Source organism: Streptomyces sp. NPDC030245, from assembly GCF_055572995.1.
In genome coordinates this window covers 219,689-231,575 of sequence record NZ_JBVICF010000015.1, presented here as the reverse complement: position 1 = coordinate 231,575, position 11,887 = coordinate 219,689, and the positions used below count along the sequence as shown (strand labels likewise).

Below are 11,887 nucleotides of genomic sequence, written 5' to 3'. Positions count from 1 at the left end.
GACGTCATGTCCGAGCGTGACAACGAACAGCCCGAACGCACCGAACAGCCCAAATCCCCGGCCGAGGGCACGCGGGAAGGACCGGACGCGTCGGTCAGGCAGGACCGCCCGGAACTGGGCACGCCCCGGGACACGGGCACTCCTGGCACACCCCTTGGTGGCTCCCGCGAAACCGACGCGAACCGGCCGAGGCTGCCCGAGGCGTCCCCCTCGTACCGCACGCTGGAGTACCGCAATGAGGACCGCCTCGCCGAGAAGCCGCCCCGCACCATGGAGTTGCGCAAGGAGGACATGACCACGGATGCCGTGGCGTACGTGAAGCACACGGACCCGAGGACCGCGAAGCAAGGCGAACCGGCAGCGCAGAAGCCCCCCGAACAGAAGCAGCCCGAGAAAAGGGGGGCGGACGGGCGCACCGATACGGATGTCCGCAAGGAACTGGAGAAGCGGACCGGCAAGAGCTACGCGGATCTCGTCGTGGGGCTGGGCCGGGGCCCGATCGACCCCGGCAAGGTGTCACCCCGTGACGTCGAGCGCGAACTGGTGAACAACGGCACGCTCCGGCCAATAAAGATGGACACCAAGGAGCCCGTCGTCATCGACAACGTCCTGACCCCGCACCCGTACCAGCCGGACCGGTTCATCACCGAAGGACGCGTCGGCCCCGAGAGCAAGATCGCCGCGGACAAGGCGGCCGGGCAGCAGGCCGTCAGGGACGCCGTCGTCAAGGGAATCGCAGCCGGAGTCGCCGGCGCCAAGCCCGGTTCCGCGTCCGACGGCATCGTGAAGCCCGCCCCCGAGCAAGGTCGGTACGAGCCCCGGCCGCCCACCACCTACGAGCCGCGCCAGGGCGCCTACCACCCCGAGCCGCCCAAGTGGGGCGGCAAAGGCCCACAGGGCCCCGAGAACAACAGCCAGCTGACGGTGCCCCGCGTCGTCACGGGTGAGGTAAAGACCGCGAACTCGATCGAGGAGGGCCGGAACAAGACACTGACGGAGTGGGCCGCCCAGCACCCGGAGAACTCCTGCGTGGCCGTCGTGACGTACGACGCCCACGGAAACCTCGGCATGGAGGTCTATCTGGCGGGCGGCAACCAGGACTTGGTCTGGCGCAACGACAACATCGGCCACATCGACCCGTCGAAACTGCCCAAAGAGGCATACCAGTCCAGCGCGTTCGGCACCAAAATAGAACCTGCCGTCACGCAATACGTGGGCGAATACCTCGGCCAGCACTTCCAGACCAAGTCGGGCAACGCAACGGGCCCGGACCTCGTCCCCGGCCAGTCGAAGATGACGTTCAACCTGCTGACGAAGTAATGGCGGGGAGCGGTACCTGAGCGTGGAAACCTGGCCGCATCTGGAATGACCGCGGCGGCGCTCGACGCTTGGACACTCCCCACCACCGGCCAGCGCCGCTCGGCGCAGTGGTCGGGTGCATCGGCATCGTCTGGGCAGTCGGCGCGGTGCAGCTTCAGCCGCGCGTCGGTGATCCAGGCACCAGCACGACGCTGTTGGTCGGCGGCGCGTTCACGTCTGCCGACGGCATCGGCCGCATCGACGAGGGCCTGAGGGCGGCGCTGCGGGACGCTCAGGGCAAGGGGAGCGTCACCAGGAAGACGGACCCCGGCCCGGTGCGGGCTCCGCAGGACCTTCCCGCATTCCCGAAATCGACCAAAGCCAAGCCCAAGGCACCCGTCCAGGGCGGTGGCGGTCTTCGCAAGCGGTGGAAGGACCCGAAGGGCAACATTTATGAACGGAACTCCCAGCATGGCACTGTCGAGAAGTACAACAAGCGAGGCAAACATCTCGGCGAGTACGACCCCGCCACGGGCGCCGAGACAAAGCCCGCTGACAAGTCGCGAGAGGTAACCCCATGAAGATTTTGATCACCATCTACAGGAAGGACTCCGACTCTCCTGAGCGGGAGTTGGATGTCTCGGGGATCGGCCTGGAGGCTGCAGCCGACGTGGTGGGCACCCCGGCCGACCGTCTCGTCGACGTGTACCCCCTTGATGAGAGCCAGGCGGCCGCACTCGGTCGGCTTGCCGACGTGAGTCTCGACCTGAATTCCTACGAATACTTCCTGGAGGCCGTCGAAGGCTGACCTGCGGCGCGGTCCCGCCGAAACAGCACGTGGCCGTGGGCGCTGACGGCGTAGATCAGGGTGACGCAGTCGCGCGTGGTCGAGGCAAGCACCTTGTGCAGCTTGCGGACTGCAGCAGTGACTGCCGCGACAGCCACCGTTGAGGCAACGCTTCCCGGAAAATCCGGCACCGCGGTCGGGAGGAGGCTCATGACCGATGGACCACCCTCTGCGCGAGGCGATGGTCGAACTCGGCAGCGGGGCATCGGACTTCGCGCCTGACCTCGGTGAAGCCGTTGATCGTCACTGGTCAGGGCTCCCCGCCACAGGCTGCACTGGGGCTGTTGAGGCACTGGACTTGTATGGTGCTATTCGTCGGGTTCAGGGTTACCCCTGGAGGGAGGAAGGCCAGACCCCGCTGGGGCCCTATGTGTTGTCCGTCGTATTGCGACTGGGTCTTGGAGTCGGTGTAGCAGCGGCCTTCGGAGCGTCCGGCCAGGCCGGCGGACCTGTTGGCGTGGTTGCGGTGGGAATCGCCGCCCCCAAGATTCTTGAGCAGATCGCGCGCCAGGGACTTCCACCCGTCGAAGGAGAGGGGCACGCCAGTTCTCCAGCCACACCGGGGCAGCCACCCACCGCGATAAGCCCTACGGAATCGAGGCATGAGACTGGCTCAGAGGGAGGGGGCGTAGATGCCAACTGAGTCGCTGCGAGGGCGCATCTGGGCCGCGATCGCACGCACGACACCCGGTATTGACGCTGGCGGTTTGGCATCACCCGACTCCCCGAGCCAACTGCGGTCCGCGATCGCACGCACACCAGAGTCGAGCGGCCTGGCCAAGACCCGGTACCTCCTGGCCGAGGACTGTCCGGACTATGAGCGGATGGTGGACCAGGCTCTCAATGAACCCGAGTTGCGCGCGCTGATGGGGGTCCGCCGGGCAGTTACCGGCTTAGCCCCGAGTAGCTGCGCACTATGGCCTTGAGTGCTCAAGCACTGATCACTGCCTGTGCGGCGCAGGAGTACAGGGCCTTCGTCATGCTGCGGGAACACGACCGCGTGGCACGAGGTCGTGCAGAACTTGCAGAAACAGCTGGCGTCGGATTCGTCACTGTCATGGCAGTCCTTGTACCCGCGCTTAGCGGGCTGTCTGCTCTGGGTCTGCTGTCGGTCGGATATTTCCTACGCCATCTCAATTCGTGGCCGATGGCTGGACAGCTTGTAACCACCGGGTGGCTTCTCGCCGCAGTGACTGCGGTGGCAATCATCGTAAGTGCTGTAGGTCTCTTTCTGACTGCTCTACGAAACGCCTCGATGGATGCGACGCGCAGTCTCCCCCATCTGAGGAAGTGCTGCGAGCGCGGGAAGTGTGGCGGGAGGCGCTGATGGAGCGGGGTATCAAAGTCTTTCTCCGACAGGCCGTTGCTGCCAGTCGATAGAGGTGGTGAGAGGCGTACCACTGATCCGCTCCCGACGAGGACGCCGACGACGCAGGCCGGGAAAGCCTCACGCCAAGAAGGACTACGGATACTCACGTCGCCCAGGTGCGGCGCTTGGCCCTCCTTGAGCACCTGGATCTTGGCTGCATCGGCTGGGGACAGGCATGAGCGAGGGCGAGACGTTCGATGCGGCCTGGCCACGTCACCTACTGTCTGGCCTCAACGGGTCGGGGACAGTGTCCTCGCGCTATCTGAAGGAGGCTTCGTGGCCAGCCCTGACAGCCAATTCCTCTCCCGCTCTTCCGAAGTTGCCTTCGACCTGGGATTGGATGGCTTCCGCGTTTCCGCCATCGAAATGCGGTCCCGGCAGGTGACTTTCACTGCGACGGACGGCCCGGTGGCCCCTCCCTCGTATCTCGAGGGAGAACCTCCCGTGCCCGGGCGCGCGGGACGGCGAGAACACGACTGGCAGCCCTCAGTTGACGCACCCGCGTGGATGGTCATGGCTTGGCTGCTGGAAGACATGTCGACTTGGATCACGCCGCTCGCCGAGGATCACACCCTTGTGCTCGGCTTCGAAGCCCCCAGCCAGGACTGGTGTGACGTACTGCTCCTGAACGGGGACGACCGCTATCGGGTACGCATCCGCCTTGCCCACCGGCGTCAGCTGTTGGATTTCCCCGGGATGTACTTGCGCGACATGTTCTCTGAAGGGCGACAACGCGCCTACATCTCTTCTGAATCCGGGCCGAAGGAACAAGTAGTGGATCTACGTGACGTCTGGTAAGACTCTGCGACCTCGTAGGGAGGCCCCTCCTCTACGGCACTCCCTTCAGGGCGTTCTCCTTGAAAGATTCGTCGGCCTCGCGGTAGCGGCGCATCTCCCCGGAGCCGGGTGCCCAGCCGCACTGAGCCTCCACGACGGCGTCGGGGTTCTTGGCGTGGAAGGACTCGGTGACCGGGCCACGCCACGGGCTGTACCCGGTGAGCCGGACGTCCAGCTCGGCGTCGACGCCGATGCGCTCCAGGATGTCGCTGACGGTCTCGGCTCGATGCCAGAGTCCAGCACGCTGTGCCAGCGGTTGTGCAGGAAGAGGTAGGCGAAGGAGTCCGGAGAGCTCGGGCACGGCCGCGGCCTTCGGTCAGGCAGAGGCCCGCGACCGCGTCCACGTGCGGACCTGGGTCGTCCCGGTCGACGGCGCCCGCCACCAACTCGACCTGATCCCGCGCCGAAGCCGACCGGCGCGGGATCACCGCGCCGGTCCTGCTCGACATCGTGCACGTCAGCGAGTACGTCCGGGCGGCAGCGCACAGCCCACCGGCCCGGCACCCCGGCAGCCGAAGCCTGGGTCGCCGGGCATCTGACCACGATCCTCCACGGCCGGGCCAGCCCCGCCGCCGCGGAGATCACCGCGCAGGCGGGGCGGGCCGGCCTGTGCGGAGCGAAACGCGAAACCGCAGACAGTCCGCTACCTGGCCGGCCACCTTGACCACCTCTGCTACGACACGGCGTTGGCCGAGGGCTGGCCGATCGCCACCGGCCCGACCGAGGGCGCATGCAGGCATCTCATCGGCGACCGTCTGGAGACCACCGGGGCAAGGTGGGGGCTGAGCGGCGCCGAGGCCGTCCTCAAACTCCGGGCGGTGAAGGACAACGGTGACCTCGACGCCTACTTCGCCTTCCACCTCGCCCGCGAGCACGAACGGCTCTATTCCACCTCTGACCAGCACGACTACGACCTCACGGTCTGAACCGCAGGCGTCCCCCGGGAAGTGCTACACCCTTCGGAGATGATGCTCGACAACTTCGGCGTCACCGAGGACAACTGGCGCGACGCGCTGACCGATGTCCCGCACTTCTGCATCTCGGAGAGCCCGGCATACGTCGGACGCGCGGTCGCGGTCGCTGGCCGGCGACAGCGACATCGCCCGCTGCCCCTCATGCGCAGTCGTACGTCAGCCCGCCCGCTCATAGGTAAGGACGGTCTTCGGGTGGTTGCCGATCTTGCGTAGGCGCAGCGGGCCGTCCGAGGACTTCACGTCGAAGTCGTACTTGAGCTCGTCCGGCGGGCAGTTGACGGTCCTGGTGCCCTGTTCGAGCTTGAAGTTGCTCATGGACAGGTCGTGCTGGTCGATGCCGGTGACAGTGGCGCTGCCCTTGCATCGCGGTCCGGTGCGGGTCTCAATGACCACGCGTGCCCATCTGCCCGGCTCGACCTGGTGGATGGTCAGCTGCTGGCTGCCGTCCGTGGCTCGCCACCGGCCCACGAACCAGGGGTGGATAGGCTTGTACTTCGTGGCCACCCCGGCGAATCCGGAGCCTTTGCGCCAGGTCAGCGTGGTGGTTCCCCAGAAGCTGCGATCGACGAAGTCCACTCGGGCGCCACCGTCGCGGATGTGGACCTTCGGCCAGACCATGTTGTTTTTGGTCGGGTCGGTGGTCCAGGAGGAGAGGTCCCCGGTGGCGACGGCCGCGATCACCTCTTGCGGTTCTTCACCGTCCCTGCAGTACTTGCCGAAGCCGGCCGCGAGCCACACGGTGTCCCGGTACGCCTTTGCCCTGATGCCCTGGCACGGTTTGGTGCCGGTCTCATAGACCGTCTTACGGGTAGACCAGGCGTCGTCAGAGGCGTCGCGATGCTGTGCCTCCAGGCCGCGGCGAGTGAAACGGAGGGAAACCTGCCGACCGTCGGACAGTTCAAGGACGGTGTGGTCGTCGTCGTCCTCGACGACCCGTGCATCAGGCTTGTCCTCGGGTTCGTGGTGGCTCTTCGTGGGCTTCGCGCTGCTGGTGGACGGTCCCTTGTCCGCTTGCTCGGCGCAGCCGCCGACGGCTGCGCCGAGTATCAGCACCGCTACCGTCCACGCCGCTGCGCTCTTCGTTCTCATGCCGTGACAGCTCCCTGTACGCCGCGCCGTGATGCCCGGGCCGGTGGGTGGCACGAACTCGGCGATGCTAGTCGGTGGGCGGCCCGCCCCGCTCGGCCCCCGGCACGGTGCGGCCCCGGCGGTTCCGTCACTTGTCGAGGACGGCGGCGACCGCACCCGGGCCCGGGCCGCCGCCTCCCGCGCCTCCAACCCCCCCGATTAACGACCTCCATCAGCGTCGCCTCCTCCACCCACCCGGTAGAGACCCGACCACGCCGCCATCACCCACAACCACGTTCTCCCAGCTCAAACCATCGGGGCCGCCCCCAGAAGAGAGCTACACCCAGCCGTGATGGAGACCGGCATTCTTCCTGTTTCCAAGCAGAAGCTATGACCAGCCGATCGTCGGCGGTCGGCTATCGAACAGGACCGCATTCATCGACCAGAACGGTCGGCTCCGACAGGAAGACGTTCGGGTCGACGGGCCCATGGGCAACGTTGAACGTGTCGAGCCAGTACGACCAGTCCCGTATTCCGGCGGCGCTACTGAACCGATAGTTCAACTGCCAACGGACCCACTGCCCTGAGACCAGACGCACCGCCGGCGGCCGCCGCGGGCGCGGCGGCAGTCCGAACAACGGCTCCACACGCGCCAGCACGCGGAGCCGATCGCCCTCGTCTCGCAAGCTGAGTCCGACCTGGCGCACATCCCTCTCACTCTCGTGCGGCTCGAAAGCGTCACGCTCGGACATGTGGATGACCTGGGCGAAGGAGGCGGCACTGGTGACACCAGGAACCCCGTTGGCGCTGAATTCCTGCGGGCAGCGGCGTCACCGCCCCTGGAGTGCTTCGTCCAGGACGTCCTGATCCACTGAACCGTGATCTCCACTGGAACCGCCTTTCGCCCCGGAGACTACGGCGACCACGACCTGCGCGGCACTCTGGTTTCGGCGTGCTGCTCGGCGGCCCGGACGATTCCGGCTGAGACGGACCTACTGGAGGCACGGGATCAAGGCTGGGGTCCGCCCCGGGTCGGTTCTCCTTTCCAGCTCGACCGATCCGCAGGATTCATCGCCCAGTCATGAGACAGAGCGGAGTAGGGCGGCGCCTCTGGCCCGGCATCATGGCCTGGTGACCACATGGATGCGCTGCTACTGGGACGAGGAAGACACCTGGTTCTACTTCGAGGTCGACGCAGAAGGCTGGGTGATCCGGCAGGTCGAACTCGAAGGGCCAGAGTCGATCCCGATCGCAGCTGCTTCCCTCGCCGAGTGGCAGCGGGCCCGCGATGCAGGCCGCCTCGGTGATTACGACAGCAGATTCGGGATCACCGCCGAGCTGCCCGTCTCGGAATGGGAAGGCCACGATTCCGAACAACTCACCTTCGAGGAGTTCGAGGACGTCTGGGGCCCTGCCCGTCAGCAGATCGCATCCCGGCCCAGCTGACCTCTCGGCGCCGCACTGGCTTCTTCGCATCATCGCGACATGACCCCGTCCCTTCCCCGCACCGTCCGAGCCGTCGGCACCGCTCAGCTCCTGGACGGCACGACGCCGCCCCGCTCCCGGACAACACCAAGGGCAGCCACGCCACCGACTGGAAGCAGTGGATGCAGTTCTGCGCGCTGCTGGAACTGCCGGTCACCGCGATCACGCCGGCCTCGCTGACCGCGTTCGTGGAATGGCTGTGGCACCAGCCCGGCTGGAAACCCGGCACCCTGATGGCACCGTCCACCATCGACCGCCGCCTGTCCGGCGTCGTGGTCACCGGCCGCACCGAGCACCGCCTCGTGCTGGACAAGACGGTCGCCGCCTGCGCCCGCCGGGTCCTCAAGACCAGGTCCGCGAACTGCGTTAAGACCCCCGAGGTGCGCGGCCGCGGACCGGCCCTCGCTCTCATGGTCGAGCACCTGCGCCAGGCCGTGGGCGCCACCCCGGCCACTCTGCTGGGGCTGCGCACCCGCGCCATCGGCTGCCTGAGCTTCGCGCTGACCGCCCGCGAGCAGGAGATCGCCTTCGCGCGGCTGCGCGACCTCACCCCGCACGAGTACGGCATGATCGTCGACCTGCGGGTGTCCAAGACCGCGCCCGCACCGCGAAGGTGAAGTACGGACAGCGCCCCTCCACCTGCCCGGTGCGCACCGTGCGGGCCTGGTGCAGGAGGCCGGACTGGACGGCGAGGACGTCGACCGCGACGGCTTCCTCTTCCGCCGCCTGCACCCGCGCTGGCACTCCGTCAGCGAGGCCGGGCCCACCCCGGAGACCGTCGGCGACATCATCACCCGCCTCGGCGAATGGGCCGACCTGGACTTCCGTCCCACCGGGCACTCCACCCGGCGCAGCGGCGCGGAGTCCTCCCGCTGCGCCGGCAACGACCGCAAGCTCATCGCCGTCAACGGCGGCTGGGTGCCCGGCTCCGCGGTCATGGAGGGCTGCTTCGAGGCCGACGAGGGCTGGTAGGAGAACGCCATGAACGGGGTGCTGTAGTCCGCGGACGGCGGGCCGGGGCTCAGGACGCCGGCGGCCGCCACCCTTGCGGCACACTCAGTCCGGGCGGCAGCGGCCGCCCGGGCGGGAGCACCAGGCCGACCGGCGCGCGACCGGTCACCCCGGAGAGTTCGACGATGCCGCCGGAGAACTGCGCGCCGGTGAACTGTGCGCCGGTGAAGTCACCGCCGTCGAAGACGACCCCGGTGAAGCCGAAGTCCTGGCCCTGCCAGGAGATGTGCGTCTCCTCGGGGCCGACCGCGATGCGTCCCGGATGAGGCGGATGATGGTGTGCCGCACCTCGCGCAGTGCCAGGTAGGCGTGCCGGGCGGCCATGTCGTCCGGCGGGAGGTCGGGCTCGGCGGTGTACGGCAGCCGCAGGTACGCGCACAGCACGTCGATGCAGGTCTGGCGCAGCAGGGCGGTTGGGGCGTCGTCGGCGAGTCCGGTCAGCGCGTGCACCCCGCCCAGGCGCACCGCGGCGGAGGCGTCGCCCAGTTGGGAGACGGCGGTGGTGAAGCGTTCGGTGTGCAGCCGGGTCGCCCCGCGCAGCGCGCCGTCCTCATCCACCCGCTGGCGGCGGTAGGCCACCACCAGGGCTGGATACAGTCCGCCGCCTCCAACAGCTGACGACAGGCAGCGGTAAGCATGCGCCGCCGCCTTGGCTCGGCACTGCGTCGTCGTCACGGGCCATCAGCCCAACCAGTTGACACGGTTGGCATGTTCGCGACACTCGTCTTGGTCCCCTCTTTCGGCCCCCAAGGGTCCGAGAGCCCCCACGTGTGAGAGGACAGTGATGGTGCACTTTCTACGGTTGGGTATAGCCGGTGCCGCGGCAGGGATGCTCTTGACCGCGGTCCCGGCGGCACACGCCGTGTCCGCGGCCGAGCCCACCATGCCGAAGAGCGTGGCCGCGCAGGTCACGCTCCGCTACGACGCCAGCCGAGCGGCAGGCTGGGAGCAGGCGATCTCTGCCGGGGTCGCTTCATGGAACGGCAACGTCGGCAACGTCAAGCTGGTCAAAGCCGCCCCTGGTAGCCGAGCGGAGATCCAGATCGTGGCCACCACCGGCTGGCCGCAGGCCACACTCGGACCGGTCCGGCCGGGCGGCCGGGCACGGGTCGAACTCGGCAGCCAGGCGGTCTCCCAGGGCTACGACAAGACCCGCATCGTCGCCCACGAACTCGGCCACAACCTGGGCCTGCCGGACACCAAGCCCGGCCCCTGCTCGCAGCTGATGTCGGGCTCCAGCGCCGGTACGAGCTGCCGTAACGCGGTGCCCGACGCGGCCGAGCGCTCGCGAGTCGAGAACGCGTACGCGGGCGCCGCCGCGACACACACCCGGACCGGCGGCCGCGTGCTGGTGGACGCGCCCTAGCCGGCAAGGGCCATCCCGACGTGACGATGCCTGAACCCAGCTGTACAGCGGTCAGGCGTCGTCACCCGCGCGTGTGCGGCGGTAAGCGATCATGCCTCCGTCGACAGGTCGACAGGTCGACAGCTTGAAGCGGCGGCAAGGCGGCCGGGCCGACCTGCCGCGATGGCCCTCACCTCTGAGCGGCACGGCGCGCCGCCATCGAGCACGCGGGACACTGCGGGTTCCGATACATCATCCGTGCTGGTCAGGCGACATGTCGGTACTCGTGCGAGTGTCGCAGATGGTGCTGGTTCCAGCTCAAGGTGTCCATGACGAGGTTGCGCCTCAACCGCACCACCCAGGACGCCGTCGGATGCGCGGTGGCCCCGAGCCCGACCTCCGACAGGCCCACAGCTTCTCCCTCAACGTCTCCAACTACCCGACCACGGCCGAGAACACCGCGTACGGCAACGCCATCAAGCGCGAACTCAGCGCCCGGTACGGCTGCATCAAGCCGTTCGTATGGGACACCAGCCGCAACGGAAACGGCTCCAACGGTCAGTGGTGCAACCCCTCGGGCCGCCGCATCGGCACCCCCACCCAACTGGGCAGAGGTGCCGAGATGCTCCTGTGGGTCAAGGCCCCGGGCGAGTCCGAGGGCAACTGTGGCGTCGTAACCGGCTCCTCGGCCGGGCAGTTCCTCCCCGTAGTCGACTACAAGATGATCTACGGCTACTGATCCGGGGACCCTTGTCCCAGGATGAGCATCGCCTCGGCGATCTCACAGGCCGCCGCCCCGGGGATCGCGGTGGCGGCCTCCTCGAGGACGAGCAGCCGCGCCCCGGGGATCTCGCGCGCGATCGCCTCGCCGTTGCCGACGGGGAAGAACGGGTCGCGGCGGCCGTGGACGACGAGCGTCGGGATGTCGATCCCGGGCAGGCGCTCGCGCCAGCGGGGAGCGCAGTCGAGCCGGGAGAACACCACGCCCAGCTGGTTGGCCATCTGGACCGGGGGCGTGGTGTCGGGCGTGCGGTCCCAGACGCGCGCGGCGATCTCGCGCGCGGCAACGGGGTCGTCGCCCCGGATCTCCGCGCCGGCGGCGGCGAACTCCGCGACCGCCTCGCGGTCGGTCCAGTCGGGCTGCGGGCGGGCGAACAGCCGGCTCATCGTCGCCCGGTCATGGTCGGGCAGGTCGGCGTCGGGCGGGCCGGGGGCCACCGCGCGGGTGCCGACCAGCGTGAGCGCCGAGAACACGGCCGGATGGTCGAGCACGGCCACCTGCGCGACCATTCCCCCGACGCCGATCCCCGCGAGGTGCGCGGGCCGGCCGCCGAGCGCGCCGGCGAGGGCCGCCGCGTCGGCGGCGAGGTCGCGCAGGGTGTAGGCGGGTGCCTGCGGGTCCGCGCTGGTCGACTCCCCGCTGTCGCGCAGGTCGTAGCGCACCACGCGGCGCCCGCCGGCGGCAAGGCGCTCGCACAGCGCGTCGGGCCAGGAAAGCATCGTCGTCCCGCCCGCGAGCAGGACGAGGGGCGCGTCGTCGTCACCGAACGACTCGATGCCGATGGCGACCCCATGGGCGTGGACCGTGGTCACAGTGGTCATCGGATCTCCGGGAGTACGTCGTCGTAGGACGGCCACGTCGCGCGGTGCAG

At 68.4% G+C, this 11,887-nt stretch carries 12 protein-coding genes and 4 pseudogenes; 11 read left to right on the top strand and 5 right to left on the bottom strand.

The window, feature by feature from the left end:
• The first annotated feature begins 6 nt into the window (after positions 1 to 6).
• The 4 genes from ACZ4Z4_RS34040 (at position 7) to ACZ4Z4_RS34025 (ending at position 4,313) form a co-directional block, all read left to right on the top strand.
• Positions 7 to 1,320 carry a hypothetical protein gene (locus tag ACZ4Z4_RS34040; protein WP_468336194.1) on the top strand — a complete coding sequence of 438 codons (1,314 nt, stop codon included), beginning with the start codon at positions 7 to 9 and terminating at the stop codon, positions 1,318 to 1,320.
• Positions 1,321 to 1,388: 68 nt separating this feature from the next.
• Positions 1,389 to 1,880: a colicin E3/pyocin S6 family cytotoxin gene (locus ACZ4Z4_RS34035; RefSeq protein WP_468336191.1), complete on the top strand. Its 492-nt coding sequence runs from the start codon at positions 1,389 to 1,391 to the stop codon at positions 1,878 to 1,880.
• A complete protein-coding gene (locus ACZ4Z4_RS34030) occupies positions 1,877 to 2,107 on the top strand; it encodes a DUF7683 domain-containing protein (protein WP_468336188.1) in 231 nt (76 codons plus the stop codon). Before ACZ4Z4_RS34035 ends, ACZ4Z4_RS34030 begins: the two co-directional genes overlap by 4 nt.
• A gap of 1,684 nt (positions 2,108 to 3,791) precedes the next feature.
• Positions 3,792 to 4,313 carry a hypothetical protein gene (locus tag ACZ4Z4_RS34025; RefSeq protein WP_468336185.1) on the top strand — a complete coding sequence of 174 codons (522 nt, stop codon included), beginning with the start codon at positions 3,792 to 3,794 and terminating at the stop codon, positions 4,311 to 4,313.
• A gap of 31 nt (positions 4,314 to 4,344) precedes the next feature.
• Here ACZ4Z4_RS34025 and ACZ4Z4_RS34020 read toward each other — a convergent pair whose 3' ends face one another.
• On the bottom strand, positions 4,345 to 4,653 hold the full coding sequence (locus ACZ4Z4_RS34020; protein WP_468336270.1) for a site-specific integrase: 309 nt from the start codon (positions 4,651 to 4,653) through the stop codon (positions 4,345 to 4,347).
• Position 4,654: 1 nt separating this feature from the next.
• Between ACZ4Z4_RS34020 and ACZ4Z4_RS34015 the strand changes: the two are divergent.
• Positions 4,655 to 5,278 (top strand): annotated as a pseudogene (locus ACZ4Z4_RS34015) (ISKra4 family transposase); the annotation flags it as partial.
• Between the two features lie 33 nt (positions 5,279 to 5,311).
• Positions 5,312 to 5,459 (top strand): annotated as a pseudogene (locus ACZ4Z4_RS34010) (dehydrogenase); the annotation flags it as partial.
• A 23-nt stretch (positions 5,460 to 5,482) separates the two neighbouring features.
• Here the strand turns inward: ACZ4Z4_RS34010 and ACZ4Z4_RS34005 are convergent.
• Together ACZ4Z4_RS34005 and ACZ4Z4_RS34000 are read right to left on the bottom strand one after the other, a co-directional pair.
• Complete coding sequence (locus ACZ4Z4_RS34005; RefSeq protein WP_468336183.1) at positions 5,483 to 6,415, bottom strand: hypothetical protein; 933 nt, start codon at positions 6,413 to 6,415, stop codon at positions 5,483 to 5,485.
• 395 nt (positions 6,416 to 6,810) lie between these two features.
• A pseudogene (locus ACZ4Z4_RS34000) lies at positions 6,811 to 7,283 on the bottom strand (hypothetical protein).
• Between the two features lie 254 nt (positions 7,284 to 7,537).
• Between ACZ4Z4_RS34000 and ACZ4Z4_RS33995 the strand changes: the two are divergent.
• From ACZ4Z4_RS33995 to ACZ4Z4_RS33985, 3 genes are all read left to right on the top strand, one after another.
• Positions 7,538 to 7,840, top strand: a complete 303-nt coding sequence (locus tag ACZ4Z4_RS33995; RefSeq protein WP_468336267.1) for a hypothetical protein — start codon at positions 7,538 to 7,540, stop codon at positions 7,838 to 7,840.
• Positions 7,841 to 8,001: 161 nt separating this feature from the next.
• Positions 8,002 to 8,496 (top strand): hypothetical protein, encoded by a 495-nt coding sequence (locus ACZ4Z4_RS33990; protein WP_468336180.1) that lies wholly within the window; start codon positions 8,002 to 8,004, stop codon positions 8,494 to 8,496.
• A 49-nt stretch (positions 8,497 to 8,545) separates the two neighbouring features.
• Positions 8,546 to 8,851, top strand: coding sequence for a site-specific integrase (locus tag ACZ4Z4_RS33985; protein ID WP_468336177.1), 306 nt, complete (start codon positions 8,546 to 8,548; stop codon positions 8,849 to 8,851).
• A gap of 144 nt (positions 8,852 to 8,995) precedes the next feature.
• Here the strand turns inward: ACZ4Z4_RS33985 and ACZ4Z4_RS33980 are convergent, their stop codons facing one another.
• Positions 8,996 to 9,472 carry a hypothetical protein gene (locus tag ACZ4Z4_RS33980; protein ID WP_468336174.1) on the bottom strand — a complete coding sequence of 159 codons (477 nt, stop codon included), beginning with the start codon at positions 9,470 to 9,472 and terminating at the stop codon, positions 8,996 to 8,998.
• Between the two features lie 202 nt (positions 9,473 to 9,674).
• Here ACZ4Z4_RS33980 and ACZ4Z4_RS33975 point away from each other — a divergent pair, with 202 nt between their 5' ends.
• A complete protein-coding gene (locus ACZ4Z4_RS33975; protein WP_468336171.1) occupies positions 9,675 to 10,256 on the top strand; it encodes a snapalysin family zinc-dependent metalloprotease in 582 nt (193 codons plus the stop codon).
• A gap of 367 nt (positions 10,257 to 10,623) precedes the next feature.
• A pseudogene (locus ACZ4Z4_RS33970) lies at positions 10,624 to 10,974 on the top strand (glycoside hydrolase family 6 protein); the annotation flags it as partial.
• On the opposite strand, the gene ACZ4Z4_RS33965 reads toward ACZ4Z4_RS33970, so the two are convergent.
• A complete protein-coding gene (locus ACZ4Z4_RS33965) occupies positions 10,968 to 11,837 on the bottom strand; it encodes an alpha/beta fold hydrolase (protein ID WP_468336168.1) in 870 nt (289 codons plus the stop codon). The pseudogene ACZ4Z4_RS33970 and the gene ACZ4Z4_RS33965 overlap by 7 nt on opposite strands.
• Positions 11,838 to 11,887: the final 50 nt, after the last annotated feature.

Bases quoted from the DNA above. Each gene is read 5' to 3' on its own strand.
- ACZ4Z4_RS34040 (WP_468336194.1), top strand. From the start codon at position 7: ATGTCCGAGCGTGACAACGAACAGCCCGAACGCACCGAACAGCCCAAA.
- ACZ4Z4_RS34030 (WP_468336188.1), top strand. From the start codon at position 1,877: ATGAAGATTTTGATCACCATCTACAGGAAGGACTCCGACTCTCCTGAG.
- ACZ4Z4_RS34005 (WP_468336183.1), bottom strand. From the start codon at position 6,415: ATGAGAACGAAGAGCGCAGCGGCGTGGACGGTAGCGGTGCTGATACTC.
- ACZ4Z4_RS33995 (WP_468336267.1), top strand. From the start codon at position 7,538: ATGCGCTGCTACTGGGACGAGGAAGACACCTGGTTCTACTTCGAGGTC.
- ACZ4Z4_RS33990 (WP_468336180.1), top strand. From the start codon at position 8,002: ATGCAGTTCTGCGCGCTGCTGGAACTGCCGGTCACCGCGATCACGCCG.
- ACZ4Z4_RS33975 (WP_468336171.1), top strand. From the start codon at position 9,675: ATGGTGCACTTTCTACGGTTGGGTATAGCCGGTGCCGCGGCAGGGATG.
- ACZ4Z4_RS33965 (WP_468336168.1), bottom strand. From the start codon at position 11,837: ATGACCACTGTGACCACGGTCCACGCCCATGGGGTCGCCATCGGCATC.